The organism is Micromonospora sp. U21, assembly GCF_018070045.1.
Lineage (GTDB): Bacteria > Actinomycetota > Actinomycetes > Mycobacteriales > Micromonosporaceae > Micromonospora.
In genome coordinates this window covers 230,825-253,723 of the sequence record NZ_JAGPYK010000003.1, presented here as the reverse complement: position 1 = coordinate 253,723, position 22,899 = coordinate 230,825, and the positions used below count along the sequence as shown (strand labels likewise).

General features: G+C 72.0%; 22 protein-coding genes. 12 read left to right on the top strand and 10 right to left on the bottom strand.

Features of this window, described 5'->3' with window-relative positions; genetic code table 11:
• Positions 1 to 35 precede the first annotated feature (35 nt).
• The gene (locus KBX63_RS05830) at positions 36 to 1,412 is read right to left on the bottom strand and encodes a DNRLRE domain-containing protein (protein ID WP_210908981.1); all 1,377 of its coding nucleotides are present in this window, start codon (positions 1,410 to 1,412) and stop codon (positions 36 to 38) included.
• A 222-nt stretch (positions 1,413 to 1,634) separates the two neighbouring features.
• Here KBX63_RS05830 and KBX63_RS05825 point away from each other — a divergent pair, with 222 nt between their 5' ends.
• Together KBX63_RS05825 and KBX63_RS05820 are read left to right on the top strand one after the other, a co-directional pair.
• On the top strand, positions 1,635 to 2,915 hold the full coding sequence (locus KBX63_RS05825) for an MFS transporter (RefSeq protein ID WP_307871630.1): 1,281 nt from the start codon (positions 1,635 to 1,637) through the stop codon (positions 2,913 to 2,915).
• Entirely contained in the window at positions 2,912 to 3,898 is a 987-nt protein-coding gene (locus KBX63_RS05820; RefSeq protein ID WP_210908978.1) for a PD40 domain-containing protein, read from the top strand. Before KBX63_RS05825 ends, KBX63_RS05820 begins: the two co-directional genes overlap by 4 nt.
• A gap of 52 nt (positions 3,899 to 3,950) precedes the next feature.
• Here the strand turns inward: KBX63_RS05820 and KBX63_RS05815 are convergent, their stop codons facing one another.
• From KBX63_RS05815 to KBX63_RS05805, 3 genes are all read right to left on the bottom strand, one after another.
• Complete coding sequence (locus tag KBX63_RS05815; RefSeq protein ID WP_210908977.1) at positions 3,951 to 4,859, bottom strand: ABC transporter ATP-binding protein; 909 nt, start codon at positions 4,857 to 4,859, stop codon at positions 3,951 to 3,953.
• The gene (locus KBX63_RS05810) at positions 4,856 to 7,873 is read right to left on the bottom strand and encodes an FtsX-like permease family protein (protein WP_210908976.1); all 3,018 of its coding nucleotides are present in this window, start codon (positions 7,871 to 7,873) and stop codon (positions 4,856 to 4,858) included. Before KBX63_RS05810 ends, KBX63_RS05815 begins: the two co-directional genes overlap by 4 nt.
• An 84-nt stretch (positions 7,874 to 7,957) precedes the next feature.
• A complete protein-coding gene (locus KBX63_RS05805; RefSeq protein WP_210908975.1) occupies positions 7,958 to 8,605 on the bottom strand; it encodes an ABC transporter ATP-binding protein in 648 nt (215 codons plus the stop codon).
• A 252-nt stretch (positions 8,606 to 8,857) separates the two neighbouring features.
• Here KBX63_RS05805 and KBX63_RS05800 point away from each other — a divergent pair, with 252 nt between their 5' ends.
• From KBX63_RS05800 to KBX63_RS35035, 5 genes are all read left to right on the top strand, one after another.
• On the top strand, positions 8,858 to 9,271 hold the full coding sequence (locus KBX63_RS05800; RefSeq protein WP_210908974.1) for a hypothetical protein: 414 nt from the start codon (positions 8,858 to 8,860) through the stop codon (positions 9,269 to 9,271).
• A 15-nt stretch (positions 9,272 to 9,286) separates the two neighbouring features.
• Entirely contained in the window at positions 9,287 to 9,883 is a 597-nt protein-coding gene (locus tag KBX63_RS05795) for a cell wall protein (protein WP_210908973.1), read from the top strand.
• Positions 9,884 to 9,951: 68 nt separating this feature from the next.
• On the top strand, positions 9,952 to 10,818 hold the full coding sequence (locus tag KBX63_RS05790; protein ID WP_210908970.1) for a MauE/DoxX family redox-associated membrane protein: 867 nt from the start codon (positions 9,952 to 9,954) through the stop codon (positions 10,816 to 10,818).
• 26 nt (positions 10,819 to 10,844) lie between these two features.
• Complete coding sequence (locus tag KBX63_RS05785) at positions 10,845 to 12,011, top strand: peptidase M23 (protein WP_247661750.1); 1,167 nt, start codon at positions 10,845 to 10,847, stop codon at positions 12,009 to 12,011.
• Positions 12,012 to 12,076: 65 nt separating this feature from the next.
• Positions 12,077 to 13,453 carry a peptidoglycan recognition family protein gene (locus KBX63_RS35035; protein ID WP_247661749.1) on the top strand — a complete coding sequence of 459 codons (1,377 nt, stop codon included), beginning with the start codon at positions 12,077 to 12,079 and terminating at the stop codon, positions 13,451 to 13,453.
• Positions 13,454 to 13,480: 27 nt separating this feature from the next.
• Here KBX63_RS35035 and KBX63_RS05775 read toward each other — a convergent pair whose 3' ends face one another.
• Genes KBX63_RS05775 through KBX63_RS05765 form a run of 3 tightly spaced genes read right to left on the bottom strand, consistent with a single transcriptional unit; the run spans position 13,481 to position 17,215 of the window.
• The gene (locus KBX63_RS05775; RefSeq protein ID WP_210908968.1) at positions 13,481 to 14,065 is read right to left on the bottom strand and encodes a TetR/AcrR family transcriptional regulator; all 585 of its coding nucleotides are present in this window, start codon (positions 14,063 to 14,065) and stop codon (positions 13,481 to 13,483) included.
• A gap of 53 nt (positions 14,066 to 14,118) precedes the next feature.
• Positions 14,119 to 14,784: a hypothetical protein gene (locus tag KBX63_RS05770; RefSeq protein ID WP_210908963.1), complete on the bottom strand. Its 666-nt coding sequence runs from the start codon at positions 14,782 to 14,784 to the stop codon at positions 14,119 to 14,121.
• Between the two features lie 28 nt (positions 14,785 to 14,812).
• Positions 14,813 to 17,215, bottom strand: a complete 2,403-nt coding sequence (locus tag KBX63_RS05765; RefSeq protein ID WP_210908962.1) for a PEP/pyruvate-binding domain-containing protein — start codon at positions 17,213 to 17,215, stop codon at positions 14,813 to 14,815.
• A gap of 148 nt (positions 17,216 to 17,363) precedes the next feature.
• On the opposite strand from KBX63_RS05765, the gene KBX63_RS05760 reads away from it, so the two are divergent.
• From KBX63_RS05760 to KBX63_RS05745, 5 genes are all read left to right on the top strand, one after another.
• The gene (locus tag KBX63_RS05760) at positions 17,364 to 18,008 is read left to right on the top strand and encodes a M23 family metallopeptidase (protein WP_374102188.1); all 645 of its coding nucleotides are present in this window, start codon (positions 17,364 to 17,366) and stop codon (positions 18,006 to 18,008) included.
• Between the two features lie 105 nt (positions 18,009 to 18,113).
• Positions 18,114 to 18,344 (top strand): DUF2188 domain-containing protein, encoded by a 231-nt coding sequence (locus KBX63_RS05755; RefSeq protein ID WP_210908961.1) that lies wholly within the window; start codon positions 18,114 to 18,116, stop codon positions 18,342 to 18,344.
• A 253-nt stretch (positions 18,345 to 18,597) separates the two neighbouring features.
• A complete protein-coding gene (locus tag KBX63_RS35945) occupies positions 18,598 to 18,726 on the top strand; it encodes a hypothetical protein (RefSeq protein WP_256442964.1) in 129 nt (42 codons plus the stop codon).
• Positions 18,723 to 19,142 carry a GNAT family N-acetyltransferase gene (locus KBX63_RS05750; protein WP_247661748.1) on the top strand — a complete coding sequence of 140 codons (420 nt, stop codon included), beginning with the start codon at positions 18,723 to 18,725 and terminating at the stop codon, positions 19,140 to 19,142. Before KBX63_RS35945 ends, KBX63_RS05750 begins: the two co-directional genes overlap by 4 nt.
• The gene (locus KBX63_RS05745; protein ID WP_210908954.1) at positions 19,100 to 19,414 is read left to right on the top strand and encodes a hypothetical protein; all 315 of its coding nucleotides are present in this window, start codon (positions 19,100 to 19,102) and stop codon (positions 19,412 to 19,414) included. Before KBX63_RS05750 ends, KBX63_RS05745 begins: the two co-directional genes overlap by 43 nt.
• A gap of 36 nt (positions 19,415 to 19,450) precedes the next feature.
• Here KBX63_RS05745 and KBX63_RS05740 read toward each other — a convergent pair whose 3' ends face one another.
• The 3 genes from KBX63_RS05740 to KBX63_RS05730 all read right to left on the bottom strand — a co-directional run bounded on the left by KBX63_RS05740 (position 19,451) and on the right by KBX63_RS05730 (position 22,722).
• The gene (locus tag KBX63_RS05740) at positions 19,451 to 20,473 is read right to left on the bottom strand and encodes a DUF4331 family protein (RefSeq protein WP_210908952.1); all 1,023 of its coding nucleotides are present in this window, start codon (positions 20,471 to 20,473) and stop codon (positions 19,451 to 19,453) included.
• Between the two features lie 200 nt (positions 20,474 to 20,673).
• Complete coding sequence (locus KBX63_RS05735; RefSeq protein ID WP_210908951.1) at positions 20,674 to 21,936, bottom strand: glycoside hydrolase family 16 protein; 1,263 nt, start codon at positions 21,934 to 21,936, stop codon at positions 20,674 to 20,676.
• 204 nt (positions 21,937 to 22,140) lie between these two features.
• On the bottom strand, positions 22,141 to 22,722 hold the full coding sequence (locus KBX63_RS05730; protein ID WP_210908949.1) for a type 1 glutamine amidotransferase domain-containing protein: 582 nt from the start codon (positions 22,720 to 22,722) through the stop codon (positions 22,141 to 22,143).
• Positions 22,723 to 22,899 lie beyond the last annotated feature (177 nt).

Genomic DNA, 22,899 nt, shown 5'->3' with positions numbered 1-22,899 from the left:
CGCTGCGCCGTGACCGGCGCAGCGGGATCCTCGGGTCAGTGGCAGTTGGCGGTGCCGCTGTCGTTGTAGGTCTGCCCGGCGACCGGCACGAACTGCCAGTCGTAGCTGCCGGCGTACAGGGTGAACTTCAGGACCCCGTACGCCGAGCTGTTGCGCGCCTCGCTGTTGGGCTGGATGGTGCCGAAGCCGTAGTGGCTGGCACCGCCCATCCCGGCGACGAAGCTGCGCATACCCCGGCTGGCGTCGGCGCCACCGGCCGGGTTCATCGGGGCGAACCGCTCGTACACGTGGTTGTGCCCCCAGACGACCACGTCGGCGTTGTGGTCGTAGAGCGCCTGGTACAGCGGCCGCGTCGACGTCGACGGCGCGTGGTTGGAGCTCGACGTGAACAGCGGGTGGTGCCAGTAGGCCAGGGTGCACGGCTTGCTGCTGGCCGCGAGGTCTGCCCGCAGCCACTGCTCCTGTGCGGAGCCCGCCGACATGCTGATGTTCGAGTTCAGCGACACGACGTGCCAGTTGCCGAGGTCGTAGGAGTAGTAGCCGCGGCCGCTCGGGCCGGCCTGCGTACCGAAGTAGTTGTAGTAGGGGGTGGCTCCCGACGTGTTGTAGTCGTGGTTGCCCGGCGTCGGGCGGGTGCGGGCCTTGTGCCGGCCCCAGGTGGGGGCGTAGTAGCTGCTGAACTCCGCCGCGGTGCCGTTGTTGTAGACGTTGTCACCGGTGGTGAAGACCGTTCCGGGGATGTTGTCGAGCAGCGCCGCGGTGGCGGTGTCGCCGGAGCCGGAGTTGGCGATGTCGCCGGCACCGACGAGGATCGGGTCGCCGGAGGGCGGCGGCGTGGTCCCGGTCGTGACCACCAACTGCGGAGCGTCGGCTCCGCTCTCGCGCGAGTCGTAGTAGGCGCCGTCGCCGCTGGCGGAGGTCACCCCGAAGCTGTACGTGCCGTTGCCGGTCACCGCGGCCCGGACGTCCAGCTCGTACCAGTTGTCGCCGTTGACCGCCCCGATCGAGCCGAGCGTGGCCCCGTCGATGGCCGGCTGGTTGCTCCAGGTGGTGCCGGTCTCCGACCAGCTCGTGTTGGACATCCGGCGGAACGTGCCACCGGCGTCGCTGCCGCTGTTGCCGCTGATCGTGCGCAGCCGCAGCTTCGCCGTGGTCACCGTGCCGCTGACGCCGGTCACGGTGAAGCGCAGGAACGACCGCCGGACGGGCGAGTTGTCGGCCACGACCTGCGTGGACGTGCCGTAGTTGGTGGACGCCGTGTCGCTCTGGACGTAGGTGTCGGCGACCGGCGTGAAGGTCACGCTCGCCGCCGACGCCGCTCCTGCGCCGGTCACGACGACGGCGGCGGTGGCGGCGATCAGCACCGCGACCGCCCCCATCGTCACCGGCGGGCGGGGGAATCGAATGTCCATCCAGGACCCCTTCTCTGCGTGTGTCAAGCGCAAGGAACGTAGGAAGGTCGCCGAACCGGCGGACTACGGCCAGATGAACAGTACGCTCGAACAGCGAGACATTTCGATGTTCTACCCGAGTTCATCCACCGCACGTCCGCCCGCCACCCACGGTCTCTTGTATCCCGTCGGATTAGTTCGCAGGATGGCTGACCGTCAGCCCGCCGATTCGAGGAGATGCTCGTGTACCTGTCGACCGTCTCCAGACCGGACGCCGACCCGCCCTCCTCGGGACGGCCCCGCCGCGGGCTGGCCCTGGTCAGCGGCAACGTCGTCGCCCTGGGCACGGTCAGCCTGATCACCGACGTCTCCGCCGAGATGGTGACCGCCGTCCTGCCGCTCTACCTGGTGCTCGGTCTGCAACTCAGCCCACTGGCCTTCGGCGTGCTCGACGGCGTCCACACCGGCGCGAGCGCTCTGCTGCGAGTCGTCGGCGGCTTCGCGGCCGATCGTTTCCGCCGGCGCAAGCTGGTAGCCGGCGTCGGCTACGCGCTCTCGGCGGTCGCCAAGCTCGGCCTGCTGCTCGCCGGCCGGTCGGTGCCGGCCATCGGCGCCGTCATCGCCGTCGACCGGCTCGGCAAGGGCCTGCGCAGCGCACCGCGCGACGCGCTGATCACGCTCTCCACGCCACCGGAGGCGCTGGGCCGGGCGTTCGGTGTGCACCGGGCGATGGACAGTGTCGGCGCGTTCCTCGGGCCGCTCGCCGCGTTCGCGGTCCTGCTGGCCGTCGGGCAGTCGTACGACGCGGTCTTCGTCACCAGCTTCTGCGTCGCCGCACTGGCCGTCGTCGTGCTCGTGCTCTTCGTCCGGGAACGACCGTCCGGCGAACCGACGGACGGCCCGCACGACCCGAAGGTCTCCGTACGGGAGGCGCTCGGCCTGCTGCGCAGCCGCCCCGCCCGCCGCCTGCTGCTGGCGGCGGCACTGCTCGGGCTGGCCACGATCGGCGACGGCTTCGTCTATCTGCTGCTGCAACGCCGCGAGGATCTCGGCCTGCGATGGTTTCCGCTGCTCGCGGTGGGGACCAGCCTGGCCTACCTGGTCCTCGCCGCCCCACTCGGCGTGCTCGCCGATCGGATCGGCCGGCTGCCGGTGGTGGTGGGCGGCTACGCGGCCCTCGGCGCGACGTACCTGCTGCTGGCCGGCCCGGTCCACGGCTGGCCCGTGCTCGCTCTGACGCTGGTGCTGTACGGGACGTTCTACGCGGCCACCGACGGCGTGCTCATCGCGCTCGCCGGGCCGCTGCTGCCCCCACGGCTGCGGACCACCGGCATCGCGCTCGTGCAGACCGGGCAGGCGCTGGCGTACCTCGTCTCCTCGGTCCTGTTCGGCCTCACCTGGCAGGCGTGGGGACCGGACACCGCCATCCGGGTCGCCGCCCTGGCCGTCGGCGGGGTCCTCGTCGTCACGGTGCTCCTGCTCGCCTCTCCGCCCCGCCTGTTCACCCGGAAGGTGCCCCGATGACCGCGATGTCGACCCGAACGAAGCTCGGTGTGGTGGCCGTCTCGGCGGTGCTGCTGGGTACCGTGGCGGCCGGCTACGCCGCGACAGCCGCGCAACCGGACCGGACCCCGCCGCCCGCCGCCGGCGCGGACCAGGCGGTCACCCTGACGTCCGGGCCGCGCCTGCTGGCGATCACCGACCGGCACGTCTCCTCCGTCGCCGCGGCCGACCCCACCGGCCCGCGCACCGTGTCCGGCCTCGAATGCCTTCGCGTGTACGCGGCGGCCGGCACCGGCGTCTGCCTGAAGCCGGAGACGCCCTGGACGTACCAGGTCGTCGTGCTCGACGCCGCGCTGCGACCGACCCGGTCGGTCCCCGTACCCGGCCTGCCCAACCGGGCCCGGGTTTCGTCCTCCGGCCGGATGGTCTCCTGGACCACGTTCGTCGGCGGCGACTCCTACACCACCAGCGGGTTCTCCACGCGCACCGGAATCCTCGACACCGCCACCGGCGCCACGGTGATGTCGCTCGAGGAGTTCGCGGTCACCCGGGACGGCCGCGCCTACCGCAGCCCCGACGTCAACTACTGGGGCGTCACCTTCACCGCCGACGACAACCGCTTCTACGCGACCATGTCGACGAACGGGAAGCGGTACCTCGTCCGGGGTGACGTCGCCGCCCGCGGCGTCGAGACGGTGCGGGAGAACGTCGAGTGCCCGTCGCTGTCGCCGGACGGCACGCGGATCGCCTTCAAGGAGGCCATCGACGCCGACCCGGCGAAGGGCTGGCGGTTGTCCGTCCTCGAGCTGGCGACCATGCGGGTGACCGCGACGGCGGAGACGGCCAGCGTCGACGACCAGGCGGCCTGGCTGGACGCCGGCACGCTGGCCTACACGCTGCGCCAGAGCGACGGCCGACCCGATGTCTGGACCGTCCCGGCCGACGGGTCCGGTAGGCCGAGACTGGTGCTGCCCGGCGCCGAGTCCCCGTCCCCGCTCACCTGAAGCCGTGGACCGCGGGCGGCCCGTGGATCGGGCGTGGTGCGTGGTGCACTCGTCAACCGGCGTGGCCGCGCTCGCCGCTGCCCCTCGCCACCTCGCCGATCCGGGGGATGGACGGGTTCATCGTGGCGTGCAGGGTGATCGACTCGTCGGTGTGGTCGACCTCGAAGAGAGTCCCGGCCGGAAAGGCCGCGAACGTCTCCGGCGGTAGTTGGATCGTGCCGTCCCCGGCCACCACGGCGAAGTCCCGGCCGTCCCGGCCCTCGGCGCCCACCCGGCCGTCCCGGATGGTGACGGCTCGGCCCAGCCGGGCGCCGACGTCACCGTCATGGGTCACCACGACCACCGTCGTCCCCCGCTCGGAGTTGATGGTGGCCAGCGCGGCGAGCACCTCGTCGCGACCGGCCCCGTCGAGCTGGCTGGTCGGCTCGTCGACCAGGAGCAGACCGGGCCCGGCGGCGAGCCCCTGTGCCAGTGCGGCCCGCTGACGCTGCCCCGGGGTCAGGTCGCCGGAGCGGCGCGCGCCGGCGCCGGCGAGACCCACCAGCTCCAGGATCGCCTCCGGCGGATCCAGCCGACGCCCGGCGATCCGCGCCGCCGGCCGCTGGGCCAACCAGATGTTGCGCGACAGCGACACGTACGGCAGCAGGTTGCGCTCGGCGCCCTGCAGCACCGTGCCGACCGTGGGCCCGCGGAGGGCGGCCAGATCGGTCGGGGAGAGCCAGGACAGGTCATGCTCGCCCACGTACACCCGGCCGGCGCTGGGCCGCATGAGCCCGCCGAGTATGGAGACCAGGGTGGACTTGCCGGAGCCCGACGGCCCCACCAGGGCCAGCATCTCGCCGGCGGAGATCTGCAGGTCCACCCCGGAGAGCGCGACCACGTCACCGGTCCCGGTGGAGTAGATGTGGATCAGCCGGTGACAGGTGACCGGTACGCCCTCCGCGGGCGGTGCGGCGGTCATCGCCCGGTCCGGCGACGAACCGAGGCGGCGACGAACCGGCCGAGCACCGCCGCGGTGACGGCGAAGAGCGCGACCGTGGGCGCCGCGAACAACAGCAGCCGGTCGACGTCCGGCCAGTCGGGCAACGGGACCGGCGACCGGCCGTCACTGAACAGGCGCTGCCCACTGCGGGTGAGAAGCCAGATCACCAGGGTGGCGAGACCGGCCGACACGGTGGCGACCGCGACCGGCCACCCGTAGCCGCCGCGGACGGCGCGCGCGGACAGCCCCTGGCGCCGGAGCGCCACCAGCATCGCGACCCGGTTGCGCTGCTCCGCTGCTGCCGCCGCCATGAGGCCGGCCGCGCCGATGAGAACCCCGGCCAGCGCGGCGAACAGGTTGAACCGCACGGCCAGCGCGGCACCCTGCCGGTCGAAACCCTGTCGCGCTCCGGCGATCGTCCGGTCGTACTGGATGACCAGACCCTGTGCCCGCAGCCGGTCGAGTATGTCGGCGGGCGCCGTCGGCGCCAACCAGACCTCCTTGACACCGGTCTGACCGGCGACGGCGAGCCGGTCGGCGTACTCCAGGTCGACGATCATGCCGGATCCCCCGAGCCGGGGCAGCCGGTCGGCCAGGCCCTCGACCGACGCCCGGGTCGGCGAACCGTCGATCCCCTCGTACGGATGCTCCCGCTGCAGCGGCGTCCCCTTGGACCGGGTCAGCCAACCGGGCAACGGAAGCGGTGAGTCAATGACCGAAATGGCGGTCGACCTGGACCGCCGGCCCTCGGCCACATCGAAGACCAGAGCGTCCCGGCCACTCGTGGCGGTCAGCGCCGAGTCCATCGGGTCGGACAACCGCCACCGCCGCAGATCGGCCAACTCAGCTCCGGTCACCCGCGCCGCGCCGTCGGTACGCAACTCCTCGAAGCGAACCTGCAACGAGCCGGGGGTGACCGGAGCGACGACCTCGATGTTGACCAACCGGCATTCCTGCGCGCACTCGGGCACCTGCACGTGGTATTCGCGACGGTCGGGTTTTATGTCCTTGTGGGCGGTGATCCGGCGGGTGCCGGTCCTGCTGGCGACCGAGATGAAGAGGCGGACGCGGTTTCCGCCGAAGGCCTCCTCGTCGTAGCTGGCGGACAGGGCCACGGTGAGCAGCGGACCCCGCAGCAGGACCGGTGCTCCCGGTGGCTCGGGGCGGATCTTTCGCGCGATGTCCGCCAGGGCCACGCCGTACGACGAGTGTGTCGCGGCCACCGCCGCCAGCCGGTCGGAGTCCACGGCGAGCACCGCCGTGCCGGCTCCGGTGGCCACCTCCTTCACCACCGTGGCCATCGCGAAGCGACCCTCGGGGTCGGCGGCCCGGACGGACTCCAGCAGGTGCCGGTGCGACAACGCGTCGACGCCGACCACGCGGGGTGCCCCGACCTCGACGGTTGCCCGATCCGTGTAGGCGGCCGACGCGACCTCGCTCGTCGCGGCGGTGAAGGCGAGCATCGCGACAACCACGGTGAGCAGCGCGATCAGTGGCCGGAACCGTGGCTGGCGAGCCACCTGGACGAGGGCGAGGCCAACGGTTGTCCGGCCCCGCGCCAGCAGCGTCGCCCCCACCACCGCCCCGGCGATCATGGCGACCCGCGCCAGCAGGACGCCCGCGGCGAGCGCGCCGAAGACCGGTGCCAACAGGGCCAACCCCGAGGGCGACCCGCCGGAGCGCAACTGCACCACGGCGGCCACCGCGACGGACAGCGCGACGATGTCGCCGACGGTCGCCCGCCATCCCCGCATCCGCGCCGGCACCCGGCGCAGGAGGTCGACGACCGGCGCGGACATGGTCCGCGCCTGGGCCAGCAGCACCGCGGCGAGCGCGCCGGCGGCGCCGACGGCGGCGTACCCGATCGCGGTCACGTCCAATGTGACGTCGGCACGGGCGGGAAGGGTGTGCGCGGCGAGCAGTTTGGCGGCGGCGAGACCGCCCAGGCAGCCCAGGGGGATCGCGACCAGCACGGGTACGGCGTGCTCGCCGATCGCCAGCGCCCACAGTCGTCGGCGTTGCACGCCGCGCAGGAGCAGCAGGCCCTGTTCCGGTCGGCGCTCGTCGGCCGCCGAGCTGACCGCCACGAAGAGCACCAGCCAGCAGAGCAGGACGAGCAGCCCGGCGCCCAGTGTCACGCCCGCGGCCAGCTGCCCGCGCTCCAGCGTGACGCGATCGAGCAGGCGCGGCAGCGCGGTGCCGGCGCCGAAACCCTCACGGCTCCCGTCGCGCGTCACCGCGGCGACGATGGCCCGCAGGTCCTGCGCCGACCGGGTGGACAACAGCTGCTCGGTGACGAACAGGTCGGCCGTCGATCGGTACAGGATGGTCTGGTCGTCGGCCAGGGGCGAGGACTCGGCGGTGAAGATGGCGTCCTCGGCGCTGCCCACGGCCGACGTGGACGCCAAACCCGGTGCGGGTGGCCGAAGATACTCGCCGCCGAGCCAGAACGGGTCGGTCGCGTCCAGTGGCCGGTAGACGCCGGACACCCGTACCGGCACCGCGCCGAACGTGAACTCGCTGCCGGCGGCGACACCCAGATGCGTCGCGGTGTTCGTGCTGACCAGCACCTCGGGGAGCTGGCCCTTCGAGGTGGACCGGGGGCACGCGCCGGCCACGACGACCCGCTCGCACACTCCCGTTCGGAAGGTCAGGTTGGCGGTCACGCGCCCGGTCGGGCCGGTGGCGACGCCGCCGCTATGCGCGCCGAGGACGACAACGAACCCGGCCGGCGCGAGTCGCTCGACCTGAGCGCCGAAAACGCTTCCGGTCGGGTCGCCCGGCATCCCCGGGTACTCCGTGGGGTCGACGAGCCGCAGCCGTAGCTCGTCCGGGTCGGCGGTCGAGAGCTCGTTGCTGGCGAGGGCCCGCCCGGCGGCGGCCACGTAGCTGGGTGCGGCCGCGGCGGCGGCACTGGCGAGCACCGCGAGCAGGAGCACCGCCAGGGCTTGTGCCCGGCGGGCGGCGATCGCTCCCCCGATGACGGCCAGCATTGACGGTCACGCTATCGAGCAACCGGCCGGCCCAACGCCCCGCGTACGCGGATCGATACCGACCGGTTACCTACCGCGAGCGTCTCAATCGCGCACGATCTGCGCTCGCCCGTCGACGAGGTGCAGCTCCGCCGCACAGGCGGCGGCCACCTCGGCGTCGTGGGTGGCGAACACGACGGCGGCACCCCGCCGGGCCTCGTCGTGCAGCAGATCCAGCACCCGTTGCCGGTTGCCCGCGTCCAGCTCGCTGGTCACCTCGTCGGCCAGCAGCACGCCGCCGCGCAGCGCCACGCCGCGGGCGATGGCCGTCCGCTGCTGCTGGCCACCCGAAAGCTCCTCGACCAGCTGGTCGGCCTGGCCGGAGAGACCGAGCTGAGCGAGCGTCGCGGCGGTCTGCCGGCGGGCCTCGGGCGGTGCCACACCGCCGGCGACGAGGGCCACCTGCACGTTCTCCGCGGCGGTCAGGATCGGGGCCAGCCCGTTGTCCTGCGGGATGAGGACGATCCGGTGGTCCACCGCGTGATCTCGGTCGCGCAGCTGCTGCCCGTCGACGGTCACCGCGCCGTCGCGCGGCCGCAGCAGCCCCGCCATCGCGTTGAGCAGGGTGGTCTTGCCCGCGCCCGACGAGCCGGTCAACGCCAGCACCCGCCCCGGGCGGACCGTCACCGAGACGTCCGTGAGAACGGGTGGTGCGTCGCCGTACCCGACCGTCACCTCATGGATGGTCAACATGTGCAACCGCCCCCTCCGGCCAGAGGGTTCGCACACTGCCACGGCGAGTGGGGACGGCACAATCCATCGATCCGCCGCGCCGCCACGAAGGGCTCATCCCCGCCTGGTCACCACCGCCTCCGACGGTCGACACGCCACACAGCACGTAGAAAAGTTTCGATGCGACGGTTGACTTCGATGGTTTATGACACAACAATCACCATCAATATTTACATTCATCTTTGTAGTCCTCATGCCAGAGAGGAGGCATCCATGGCAGCTCTGCGAGGCGAGGTGTCGTGGTTCTGCTGCGGCAGCGCCTGGGGTCCGTGCGGCACGGCCGGCGGCGGCGCCTGCGGCACCTGCAGATCGGGCAACTACCAGCACGCCTGGCCGAACACCTCGGACGCGTGCCTGGCCATCACCCGTCCGGACCGGTGTGGGGTGACCGGGATGACCCGGCGCGGCTGCGGCTTCCGGCACTACACCACCAACCTCTGCAACGGGGCCCGGGTCGGCACCACCATCGCCGACTGCGGGCCGCAGACCGACCTGTTCTGCGGCGAGCGCACCTGCTGCGGCTCCGCCTGCGGCAGCAACCGGATCATCGATCTCACGCCAGCCGCGTACAGCGCGATCGCCAGTCTTTCCGCGGGGCTCCGGCCCTGCTCGGTCGACACGGTCTGAACGGAGGGCGCCACCATGAACCAGACCCTGGACCGCCGACGGTTGCTCGCCACCGCGGCGCTCGGCGGCGTGGTCGGGGCCACCGGCCTCGGTTCGCTGGCCCCGGAGGCGGCCTTCGCCGCCGAACCCGCGACCATCGAGCCGGGCGCGCCGGACCCGAACTTCGCCGAGGGCCGGATCAGCAAGATCTCCGGCAGCATGCTGCTGGTCACCGGCTCGGACACCGTGCTGCACTCGATCCGCATCACCGGCGGCACAAGCATCTGGAAGCTGCACCCCACCACGTTCGACAAGGTGGCCATCGGCGACGGGCTCTACGCCCGCGGCGTCCGCCTGCCCGACGGCACGCTCGCCGCGGACTCCGTATGGGTCAACATCGTCAACCTGCACGGGCACATCGCCGCGGTCGGCCGCAACGTGCTGCACCTCGACCACCAGGGTCGGCGGATCGTCGCGCACGTCGTGCCGGACCGGTCCGCAGCGGTCTACAACGGCACCCCGGCGGTCAGCGACCTGTCGCTGCTGCGGGTCGGCCGGCACGTCCAGGTGCTCGGCGCCTGGCATCCGGACACCAACGAGATCGACATCGCCACCGTCTACGCCGCCGCCTGACGGACCCCGGGCGGCGCGCATCCGCGCATCGGCGTGCCGCCCGCCGGAGACACCCGAGGGGAGAACCCATGATCGACCTGATCGCGACGCTGCAGCCTCTGGTCGTGGGCGCGGTGCTGATCTGGTCCGCCCGCGTCAAGCTCGTCAGCCCGCACGCCACCGCGGCCGCCAACCGGTCCGCGCTCGTCCGGCTGCTCGGGCAGGACCGGGCACTGCCCGCGTACCGGCTGCTGGGTGGCATCGAGGTGACCCTCGGCGCGCTGCTCCTGCTGCCGCCCGTCCTGCGTGCGGAGGCGATGGCCGCGACCGGGCTGGCCGTCGCCTTCCTCGGCTACCTCGCCTACGCCCGTCGCGCCGCCCCGGCCTCCTCCTGCGGCTGCCTGAGTGCCCGACCGACCCCGGTCTCCGGCCGCAGCCTGGCCCGGGCCGGGCTGCTGGCGGCGGCGGGCGGACTGGCCCTGCTGGCCACCGGCGGCTGGATGACCGCCTTGACCGGGCAGCCAGCGGCCGGCGGCGCCGTGCTGCTCGTCGAAATCGCCGCCGTGGTGGCGCTCTCGCCGGAGCTGGACCACGTCTGGCTGCTGCCGCTGCGCAGGCTGCGGGCCAGGCTGACCCATCCGCTGCGCGGCGGCTCCGGCGTCCCGCTGCTCGCCACCGTGCAGCAACTCCAGCTCAGCGACGCCTACCGGCGGGTGGCGCCGCTGCTCCGCTCCGACGTACGGGAGCACTGGGACGACGGCGACTGGCGCTTCGTCGGGCACGCCGCGCGCTACCAGGGCCGCCTGGTGACGGCGGTGTTCGCCGTGCCACTGACCGACCGGGAACCGGACGCGGTGCGGGTCGCCGTGGTCGACGACGCCACCGGACACACCCTGCTCAGCCTGGCCGGCACGCCGCCCGCCACCGGCCCCCGGCTCTCCGTGGTCCCGGCCTGAAACCACGTCCCGGAAGTGAGGTCACCATGAGACACGGTCGACGATGGGCCGGCAGCGCGGCTGCGACCCTGCTGACGGTCACGAGCCTGATCGGGGCGGCGCCCAGCGCCGCCGCGACGGCCGACGCCCCCGCGCTCACCGCCGCGGTGACCGCCAAACTGCTCGGCTCGGCCGAGCCGCGCACGGCCGTCGCCGAACGGGACACCCGGGTCACCGTCAGCCGCACCAGCGGCCGGTGGGCGTTCGGCACCGCCGTCGCCCTCGCGCCCCGGCAGGAGGACGCCCACCCGACCGGCTCGATCTTCATCGCCCGGGCCGACCCGGCCGGGTGGCGGGTCGCCTTCGACGGTGAGGCGGCCTTCGGCGACCTGGCCGCCGAGTCGCCCCTGGTGAACGGCCCGGAGAGGAACGCGCTCACCACCACCCCGACCCCGATGTACGCGGGCGGGGACTACCGGACCGGAATGGCCCTGCCGTTCGCGGTGGGCCAGACGTGGACGCTCGCCGGCGGCCCGCACGGCTGGGGCGGGAACGAGTCGCCGTACAGCTCGGTCGACCTGGCCGGGGGCGATCAGGTGGTCCGGGCGGCCCGGGCCGGCGCGGCGTACACGATGTGCCAGGGGTGGATCCGGGTCATCCACGACCGGGGCTACTCGAGCGACTACTACCACCTGTGGAACAGCATCTCGGTCAACGGCGCCAGCGTCGGTCAGGGCGCCTTCCTGGGCAACACCGGCACCGACGTCACCTGCGGCGGCGCCGCCTACGGGCGGCACGTCCACTTCGGGCTGCGGCAGAACAGCGCGTACGTGCCGATCGCCGGCCACGACATCGGCAAGTGGGTGCTGGCCAACGGCGCCGCCGCCTACCAGGGCGGGGCACGGCACGGGTCGGCCTGGGCCGGTGCGGGAGCGGGTCTGTACAACCACGGCGCGCTCGGCCTCACCCAGGCGGTGGTCGACGCGAACGGCGGTGGGGCGCTGACCCGACGCGCCGGTCCCGGGACCGGCTACGGGGCGCTCGGCTCGCTGGCTGACGGCGCCACCGTCTCGGTCTCCTGCTCCGCCAACGGCACCTCCCACACCGGGCGGTACGGCACCACCGCGCTCTGGGACCGGTTGAGCGACGGCAGTTGGGTGTCCGACGCCTACCTCTGGACCGGTGTGAACGGTCCGGTCAACGGCTGGTGCTGACGAGCCCGACCGCCGGGTGGGCGGCGCAACGGGCCGGCCGACCTCAGTCATCCGAAGGAGTGCTCATGACGGTACGAACCGCACACCGAGGCCGGCTCCTGCTCAGCCTGACCACCGCCCTGGCCGGCCCCGTCGTGGCCGTGTCACCGGCGGCTGCCACCCCGGCCGGGACGCCGGCGTCGTCCGGCCCGCTGGCCGCCGCGTTCGACACCGCCGCAGCGCGGTACGACGTCCCGCGCGACCTGCTGGTGGCGCTGGGGTACGCCGAGTCGCGGCTGGACATGCACGGCGGTGCGGCGAGCGCGGCCGGCGGGTACGGGCTCATGCACCTGGCGAGCAACCCGCGGCTGCGCACCCTGGACGAGGCGGCGACGCTGACCCGGCTGAGCCAGGTCGCGTTGCGTACCGAACCCGCCGGGAACGTTCTCGGGGCGGCCGCCGTGCTGCGCTCGTACGCCGATCAGGCCGGCCTCACCGCCGCGACCCGCGACGACGTGAACGGTTGGTACGCACCGGTCGCCCGGTACGGCGGCGCCAGCGACCCGTCGGTCGCGCGGCTCTACGCGGACACCGTCTACGACCTGTTGCGCGCCGGATTCACCCCGGCGGGCGGCGAAGCGGTGGTTGGCCGGCCGGTCGAGCCGCGCCGGGGCGGCCTGAAGCGGGCCGCCGTGCTCGGCGGGTTCGGCGCCCTCAGCACCGACTACGGGCCAGCCGCGTGGGCGCCGGCCAGCACGAGCAACTACACCGTGGCCAGTCGACCGGGCAGCCACCCGGTCACCCGCGTCGTCATCCACATGACGCAGGGCTCCTACGCCGGCTCCATCAGCTGGTTCCAGAACCCGGCGGCCAAGGTCAGCGCGCACTACACCTTCCGGTCCTCCGACGGGGCCGTCACCCAGTCGGTGCGGGAGAAGGACATCGCCCACCACGCCGGCAACTGGACCTACAACACCCAGTCGATCGGCATCGAGCACGAGGGGTACGTCGACAACCCGGCCTGGTTCACCGACGCGATGTACCGCGCGTCCGCGGCGCTCACCCGCGCCCTCACCACCCGGTACGACATCCCCCGGGACCGGGCGCACATCATCGGGCACGTCGAGGTGCCCGGCGCCACCCACACCGATCCCGGCCCCAACTGGAACTGGACCTACTACCTGCAACTGGTGAACGGCATCACCGGCATCGGCCCCGGCACGGTGAACACCGAGTCGGCCAACCTCAACGTGCGCTCCGGCCCCGGCTCCAGCTATCCGGTCGTCGGCTCGGTCGCCGACGGCGCCACCGTCGCCATCTACTGCCAGGCCGTCGGCAGCACGGTCACCGGCCCGTACGGCACGACCGCCATCTGGAACCGGATCGGCACCAACCGCTACGTCTCCGACGCCTACGTGCTGACCGGCCACGACGGGTACATCCCGAACGTGCCCCGCTGCTGAGGGCGTTCCGCTCCCGTCGGTCGCCACTCAGGCGCTGTCGACGCCGAAGAGCAGGTCGAGGTGGGCATCCAGCGCCGCCAAGGCCTGCTCCGCGGTGTACTGCCCGCCCAGCAGATAGATGCCCAGCCCCTCCATGAGCGCCAGCAGGCCGGCTGCGGCCGCGGCGGCGTTGGCGTTTCGAGCGGGCAGGGCGCTGGCGATGAACTCGGTCAGCTGCGCGGTGTCCGCGCGCAGGCTGGACGCGACCGCCGGCCGCACCGCGGTGTAGGCGAAATACGCCAGCGCCACCCGGCCGTCGTCGCGGGTCCGGTCGTCGAGCGGTAGCAGGGCGGCGATCATCGTGCGCAGCAGCAGCCGAGGAGAGGGGTCCGGGCCCAGCCGCTCCATCGCCTCGGTGACCCGGAGCTGGCCACGCTCGCGGACCACGGCCAGCGCGAACGCCATCATCTCGTCCTTGGTGCGGAAGTAGTGCTGGACCATGCCGGCGGACACCCCGGCCTCGGCGGCCACGTGACGGAGGCTGACGGCCTCCAGGCCCTGATCCGCGGCGACCCGCATCAACGCGTCCGCGATGAGGGTGCGCCGCTCCTGGTGATCGACCTTCTTGGGCATGACCTCGATCATTTCAGAGTCGGTGGCCCGGACACTCCGCCAGCGGGCGGCAGCTACCGGCTGACGGTTCCGGTCGCGGGGGTGCCGCGAGCGCTGCGCAGGAGACCGTCGGGATCGTCGGCGTACAGCCGCAGCTCATCCATCGGCTCGGACCGGCCCTTGGGCAGGTCGAAGGTCGTCGGCCGGCGCAGCAGGACGTCGATGCTGGTCTGACTTCCCACCGAGATGTACAGGACGCGGCGTTCGCCCTCCTGCTCGACCTGCACCGATTTGCTGGAGGGCAGCGAGCGGTGACGCTTGCGCAGTGCCTCGATGTCCGTCCACGGGATCCAGATGTCGATGCCCGAACTCAGCCGTACCCGCAGGCCCCTGTCACCAACGATGTGTGGGTGGATCTGCATGCTCGCGTAGAGGCCGGCCATCCAGAGCAGACCCCAGATGCCGAGGCCGAGCACGATCCAGCGGGCCGGCCGCCACGGCACCACGTGGGTGACGATGAGGTCGAAGATCGGAATCTCGACGACCGACAGGGCGATGAAGATGCCGAGGATCGGCTTGACCACGCCGAGGTAGCCGAACGGCTCGTCGCCCGGGGCCAGCGGCAGCGGCCTGCGCCGTGCCCACACGTACAGGCTGCGCCACATGGCTCCCTCCGTCGCGGCCGCCCTGCGTAGCAGCGGACCCACCTTCGCCCTGGTCGGGGCCTTCGTGTCGGTCATTCCTCGTCCTCGTGGTCGGGGGCTGTCGTCAGTGGACGGTGACGGTTCCGGCGCCGCCGTCCACGGTGACGACCTGGCCGGTGGAGATGGTCCGGGTGGCGTCGGGGACGCAGATGACGGCGGGGATGCCGTACTCCCGGGCCACGGTGGGGCCGTGTGCCATGATCGCGCCGGTCTCGGTGACCAGCGCCGAGGCGGTGAGGAAGAGCGGGGTCCAGCCGGGGTCGGTGGTCGCGGCGACCAGGACCTCGCCGGGCTCGATGTGGGCGGTGGCCGGGTCGTGGACGACCCGGGCGGGGCCGGTCACCCGGCCCGCCGAGGCGCCGACACCGGCGAGTGTGCCGTCGCGGGCGGGCGCAGCCGGCAGGATCGTCTCGACGTCGGTGCCGTCGGACAGCAACGCCACCGGGACCGACCTGCGGCGCAGCTCCCGGCGGTGCTCCGACCGGCGGGAGGCGACCGTGGCCCGGTGGTCGGTGCTCCGGTGCACCGCCGTCTCCACCTCGTCCAGGGTCAGGAACATGATGTCGTCGGGCTGTTCCAGCAGGCCGGCGGCGGTCAGGTCGGCGCCGATGAGCAGCAGTTGCCGGCGCGTCTCCCGCAGCGGGTACAGCCCGGCGAACTTGCCGGCCTCCCGCAGGCCGGCCAACGACCGGGCCCGGCGTAGCAGGAACACGGCGACCCTGCCGCGTACCGGCCGGCGACGGCGGGCCCGCGCGGCCAGTTCCTCGAGCGCGGTCTCGGCCGCCGCGGCGGCCCGTTCGAACCGCTGGTCGGGCCCCTGCTGGGGATCGGTGACCCGCAGGTAGTTGGCGATCGCCGCGAAGACCGGTGCCGGATCCTCCGCCCACCTCGGTACGCCGATGTCGACCTCGGCGACGCCGCGGTGACCGTAGGCGTCCAGGAACGCGGCCATCCCGATGTCGGGTAGCGTCCCGCCCAGATAGCGGGCGGCCAGCTCGTCCGGTGGGGTGTCGAGCAGGAGACGGCGGTGCTCGTCGGCGCGCCGGGCGAGCCGCCAGAGCGCCAGGTCCATCTCGATGGTGACGTTGTGCGGCATCCCGCCCAGCACGGTGTGGATCTCGTCCGGGCTCGCGACGCCCTTGAGCAACGAGGCCGGCAACGCGGCGGCGAGCATCCCCGTCACGATGGGCCACATGATGTCGTCCGCGCTGTCCTCGGCGTCCTGCGAACGAAGGAAGCGCAGCCGGTCGGCAGCGGTCCGCAGGTCGTCGGGCGCCGCCGACCGCACTCTCATCCGCTCGATCGCCTGGAACATCCGGATCCGCGCCGCGTCCGGACGCGCCAGCGCGCGCAGGATCCCCACGACCGCACGGCCGGCCGTGCGCAGGGACGCGGCCCCGGCCGCCGCGCCGCGCTCAGTGCTGCCCGTGGTGGCTGCGAACCGTGGATCCGTCAGGACGTGCTCCATCACCGCCTGGGCCCGCGGGCCGAAGTCGACCGCCATGAGCTTGACCAGCCGCTTGCGGGACGACCTGCTCCGGGCCAGCTCGGTCAGGTCACCGTAGAGGCGACCGCCGATGTCGACGATCTCGACCCGGACGCCGAGCGAGGCGAGCATCGCCGCGACCTGCGACCGCAGTGTCGACATGCCCATCGGGGTGACCGGTTGCAGCATGCCCTGAACGTGGCCGAACTCCAGATAGACCCGGGGGAGGGGCTTCCCGGTATCCGGAGGGAGGGGAAACAGGCTGGTGATCGGCCGCGACTGCAGCAACCACAGCAGTCCGTCTCCGTCGATCGCCCATTCCACGTCCTGCGGGCGGCCGAAGTGATCCTGCAACCGTTCACCCGTGGTCCGCAGCTCCGCCAGGTGCGCCGACGTCAGGCATCCCGCGTCGTTTCGCGCGACGCCGTCGAGGACGTAGTGGTCCACCGTCGTCGCACCGTCCACCACCATGGTGCCGAGCCCCGGCGCCGCGTCGACCGCCATCTCGTCGCGGCGGCCGGTCAGTGGGTTCGCGGTGAACAGCACTCCGGCCACCGCAGGGGTGATCATGCGTTGCACGACGACGGCCATCCGCACCGCCTGGTGATCGATGGCACGGGCGTCGCGGTAGGCGGTCGCGCGCACGGTGTGCAGCGAATCCCAGCACTTCCTGATCGCGTCGATCAGCTCGGCGGTGCCGGTGACGTTCAGGACGGTGTCCTGCTGCCCGGCGAAACTCGCGTCCGGCAGGTCCTCCGCCGTGGCGCTGGAGCGCACCGCCACGGGGCCCGCCCCGAGCCGTTCGTACGCGGCGACGATCTCCGCCTGCGGGATGACACCGAGCCGGTGAGTCTCGGCGGTGACGCAGAACCCCTCGGGGACCCGTTCGCCCTGCCGGATCAGCTCGCCCAGCCCGGCCGCCTTGCCGCCCACCAGGTCGACCATGTCGGCGGTTGCCTCGGACAGCGCGATCACGTGCATCTGGGGGCCTTCTCTCTATGCAATGCAATTGCATTGCATCCCACCGTACCCGGTTCGCGATACGACTGCAATGTGACCGCTGGGGGCGGCCGGACGGCAGTCGTGACCCGGAGCTGAGGCGTTGGCGGGGTCTGCCATGCTCGGTGCGGTGACGACCGGCCGCCCCACCAGAGTCCGCACCCACCGCCGCGTCCGCAGCCGCACCGCCCGGGTTCTCCTCGCGCTCGTCGCGGTCGTGGCCCTCATCGCCACCGCCCTGGTCGTCGTACCGATGCTGCGACCGCCAGGCCCGCGTCCGCTCTTCCAACTCCCCGTCTCCTGCGGTGAGACGTGGCAGCTCAGCACCTATCCCGGCCACGACGACTACGACGTCGACCTGTTTCCGACCGACGGGGAGGCGTGGGGGCGGCCGGTGCTCGCCTCCTACGCCGGCACGGTCACCGTGGCGGGCGTCAACGGGTCGGTGGGCGGGCGTAACCCGGGGAATCCCGAGGGCCCGCGCGGTCGCGGTGGCGGCTACTGGGTGAAGATCGACCACGGTGGCAAGTGGGAGACCCAGTACCTGCACCTGCTCGAACCGCCGCTGGTCCGCAAGGGTCAGCGGGTCGCCCAGGGCGACCAGATCGGCCGCCTCGGCAGCACCGGCAACTCGGGCGCTCCGCACCTGCACTACGAGCAGCGCCGCGGGTGGGACAAGGTGGAGACGCACTTCGACGGGGAGCCGTCGGGCATCACCACCGACGAGCGCGAACACATCGTCAAGCGGACGAGCAACAACTGCCAACCCGGGTGACGGCCAGCGCCACCGTCTGTTGAGGACGCCACAGCCCACGTTTGTCCCAGAACGTCTCCGGGCAACTGGTGTGGTGGACGCCGCAGACGCAGGGAGGAGCCGGCGATGACCAAGGGTGACGTCGACACGTACCACGAGGACGGGCAGTGGAAGAACCGGCCCGAGGGCAACGAGCGGGCCAGCAGCACGCATGACTCCAAGTCCGACGCGCAGGCCCAGGGTCGCGAGATGGCGGCCGACCGTGGCGTCGAGCATGTGATCAAGAAGCAGGACGGCACGATCGGGGAGAAGAACACCTACCCGCGCAGCCGCGACCCACGAGACATCGAGGGCTGACAGCTTCCAGCCCCCTGCGGACTGACCTCTTCGGCGCGGCCGAGGAGGTCAGTCCGCTTTCACGGAATGCCTAGCCCTGCGGCGCGTGCTTATCTCAGTCCGCCACCTATACGCCTTCCGCGATCACCAGCAACTCGCGTCAGCGGACGAATTACCCGTTCGTGACCGGCCGTTCACCTCTGCGGAACGTGAGGTCGAGGCGTGTCGAAGGTCATTCATGGGGGGCCTACCGCGCCGGGTAGCTTGCGATCACGTGACCGCGCTGACAGCCCCGGCAGACGCCACCATCCGTACCCTCCGCCCTACGGACATCGCGGTCGCCGTCGACCTGCTGGTGCTCACCGCGGGTGACGACAACGACACCGGCTGCTCGACCAGTTGAGCAGCGCGGAGCCTGGCGAGGTCCACCACGCCCTCGTGGCAGAGCGGTCGGGAGAAATCGTCGGGGCCGGCAAGCTCACCGCGGAGCCGGCGTGGCCGGGCACGGTCTCCGCGCTGGTGGCCGTCGCGGAACGCGACCGCGGGCGGGGGATCGGCAGCGCCCTGGCCGCCGAGCTGAACAGGTGGGCCGAGCTCAACCTCCGCCCGCAGCATGTGGTGATCAGTACGCTCCGGGATGATCTCGACCGCGGGTGGGGCTTCGCACAGCGGTACGGCCTGGTGGTCACGCGGCACAACGTCGGCTGGTTCGACCTCGCGGGGCGCGGTGACGACCTCGCCGAACGTGCGGCGCACGCACTGCCGACGCTGCCGGCGTGCGGATCCGCGTCGCGGACCTGCGGACCGAGGAGACGGTGATCGTCGAGTGCATCGGCCGTACGATGCCCGGCCTGCCCCTACCCGGCGCCGAGGGCCAGGAGGTAGACCTCGCGCATGCCCGCCGGATGATCCCGGACATGGCTACCGTCCTGCTGCCCGAGCTGCCCGAGCTGCCCGAGCTGCCCGACGCGCCTGGCAGCCCGCTGTGCGGGCTGACCGTCGTCACCCCGCAGACGGGCGGCGGTGACTGGTACACCTTCTACACAGTGTCGCCGTGGACCAACGCGGCCGGGGCGTGGCGACGGCGCTGAAGGCCGCCGCGCCGGATAGGGGCCGAGGCGGCCCGGTCAGGCCGGCACGACGTACGGGAAGGCGTCGGCGCGGGCGGCCTTGGTCACGTCCGGAGTGAGGCCGGAGGTAATCCCGGTGTTCAGCACCAGGGAGAACATCACCTCGGGTGCGTTGTCGGCCATGGTGCGACCGTTGCGGACCGCGAAGCCGTAGTTGGCCGGCGTCCCGACCTGGTACGACAGCACGTCGGGGTACAGCTGCCGAGCCACGCTCCAGCCGTACGCCTGGGGGTCCGGCGCGGTCCCGTTCGCCGCGACCACCCGCGCGACCGCTGACGCGATCTCCTCGCCGTCCTCCTTGAGGTCGTTGCTGGGGTGTCGGGCGTTGGCCGGGTTGGAGAAGTCGGTGTCGGTCGGCCAGAAGGTCGGCCACATCATCGGGTGGCCGCCACGGTTGATCGGCCGCCACCCACCGGCGTCGGTCGCCAGCTTGGTGGTGCACCAGACGCCGATCTGCGTGCCGTCGCGCAGCATCGGCTCGTCCTGGGACACCTCGAGGACGATCGACTCGACGGTGGTGCCGGCGAAAGTGTTCTTGGCCTCGTCGGCCTTCCACGCCGAGCGGTCGAGCTTCGCGCCGTTTTTGAACGCGGCGTTGACGGTCGCGAGCTGGCCGAGGTCGATGTAGAAGGGGTCGGCGATCCGCCCGGCCCAGATCCGGACGTTCCCGCCGCTCGACACCTCGCCGGTCCGACCCTCGACGATGGGAGTGCCCATCGCGGCGTCGTCGCGGGCATCCGCTCCGGTGAGCTCGTACACCATCAGCGTCTGCTTCCCGGCGCCGTCCGGTTCACCGAAGGCGACCCGGTAGGTCAACTCCTCGAACTCCCCGTCGTTGAAGTGGACCTTGATCTCGTAGCGCGCCTCAGCGTGGAAGCCGCGCTTGATGTCGGCTTTGGTCACCGAGCTGTTGACGTCCATGACGAACACGGTGGCGCGCTCACCGTTGAAGACGTACAGGTCGTTGATGAAGAGCTGGCCGCTCTGGGCGGCGAGGGGGGTGTCGAGGTGGTGCGACATGAGCTGACTCCCGGTGCTGCCGGACTTATTGGTTAAATCCGAACATAGCGGGCGTTGCTGTGGTCCTTCGATCATCAAGCGAATCCGCGGAGCACCACGGGTCAACCGCTTCCGACCGCCACCGGACGGCGCATGGCGGTGGGCCGCCCGAACGTGTTTCCCGGGCGGCCCAGTCGCTGGTGGTATGAGCTGTCCGCTCCTCAGACGCGGGACCACTTCTGGTTGGCCGCGCCGATGCAGTCCCACAGGTGCAGCTTGCCACCGTTGGCGGGGTTGGCGTCCCGGACGTCCACGCACCGGTTGGCGCTGATGTTGACCAGGTCACCGGCGGCGTTGAGGGTGAAGCGTTGGGCGGGATTGCCGTTGCAGGAGACCAGGTTTACCTCGGTGCCGTTGGCGGTGCCGGCCCAGGCGGGGTCCATGCACTTGCCCATCGCCCGGACGGTCCCGTCGGAGGCGAAGGTCCAGGCCTGCGCCGCGGTGGTGTTGCAGTCCCAGATCTGGAGTTTGGCGCCCTCGACCGGGTTGGCGTTGGGGATGTCGATGCAGCGCCCGCTCTGCGCACCCCGGATCCGGCTGGTGCCGGGGGCCGGGTCGCCACCGCCGCCGGAGGTGTACCCGGACACCCGGACGTAGTCGACGAGCATCTGCTGCGGGAACTGCGTGGAGCCGTCCGGGTAGCCGGGCCAGTTACCGCCGACCGCCACGTTGAGGATCATGAAGAAGGGGTGGTCGAACACCCACCGGTTGCCGCCCAGGCGGGCGGGATCGACCCGGTGGAACTGCACCCCGTCCAGGTACCAGGTGATCACGTTCGGCTCCCAGTCCACCCGGTAGGTGTGGAAGCCGTCGGCGAGCGGCCCGCCGAGGGTGCGGCTGCCGGTGATGCCCCCGCCGCCGGAGTAGCCGGGCCCGTGCACGGTGCCGTAGACGGTGTTCGGCTCCCTGCCGATGTTCTCCATGATGTCGATCTCGCCGACGTTGGGCCACCCGCCGCTGCCCGTGCCGAGCATCCAGAACGCCGGCCAGATGCCCTGACCGCGCGGGATCTTGATGCGGGCCTCGAACCGGCCGTACGTCTGGGTGAAGGTGGCCGCGGTCAGCAGCCGCGCCGAGGTGTACTCGCAGCGCCCGTAGTGGCACTGGTAGTTGGCGGGGTTGTCCCGGCGGGCGGTGATGACCAGGTTGCCCTGGCCGTCGTGGACGGCGTTGCTGGTGCTGTTGGTGTAGTACTGCCGCTCGTTGTTGCCCCAGCCGCCACCGCCGATGTCGAAGCGCCATTTGCTCTGGTCGACGGCTGCGCCGGCCGGAGCGTTGAACTCGTCCTGCCAGGTGATCGGGCCGATGGCGGCCTCGGCCCGGTCGGGGTGTGCCGGGAGGACGAGCGCCGCGGTGGCGGCCAGGAGAGCGACCGCGGCGAGGACGAGGGGTCGGAAACGGGGGGCGGTTCGGGCTGTGAACACGGGGGGCTCCTCAGCGAGGGGGGTGGCGGAGGCTGTGCACCGGAGGGCCTGGAGAGCGCTCTCTATAACGAAGCATGTCGATATGACGGTGTTTTTGTCAAGAGTGTTTCCAATGCGACGACAGTCCGCTACCACCTGATGGCGTCGGGGTGGTGGGCGCACACCCCTCCGGACCGGGCGCGCAGCCCGGCCTCCGGCGGAGGGTCAGGCGGTCGTCACCCGCCGGATCTGCTGGCCCTTGGCGAACTCCTCCACCATCGCGGCGCAGAACGCTGGCAGATCGTCCGGGCTGCGGCTGGTGATCAGGCCGTTGTCGACCTGGACCTGCTTGTCCACCCAGGTCCCGCCGGCATTCTGGATGTCGGTACGCAGGCTGGGGAACGAGGTGACCATCCGACCGGCGACCATCCCGGTCTCGACCAGCGACCACGGACCGTGGCAGATCGCGGCCACGGGCTTGCTCTGCTCGAAGAACGCCCGGATGAAGGACATCGCTCCCGGGTTCATCCGCAACCGGTCCGGGTTGACCGTTCCACCGGGAAGCACCAGAGCGTCGTAGTCACCCGGATCGGCCTGCTCCACCGTCCGGTCCACCGGAAAACGGTTCGCCGGGTTGAGGTCGTGGTGCATCGACTGGATCTCCTCAGGGCGTAGCGAGATCAGGTGAACCTGGGCACCCGCCTCCTCCGCCGCGGCCCGGGGCTGGGTGTACTCGACGTCTTCGACCCCGTCCGCTGCCAGGAACGCGATCCGCCTGCCGGCCAGTGCCTGCTGTCGGGTGGCCATCCTGCGGCTCCTTTCGCGGCGCCGTCTCTTCTGACGGCGCCTGGCGTCGCGCGGCGCGTTCCCGGTGCGGACACGGGCAAACGAGCCGTCCGGCGAGCGATGGGAGGCCGCACGCCTGGTGACCATGGTCGATGTGGCCGGCCGCTGCGGGTCCGACGGCACATTCCTCCGATCGGG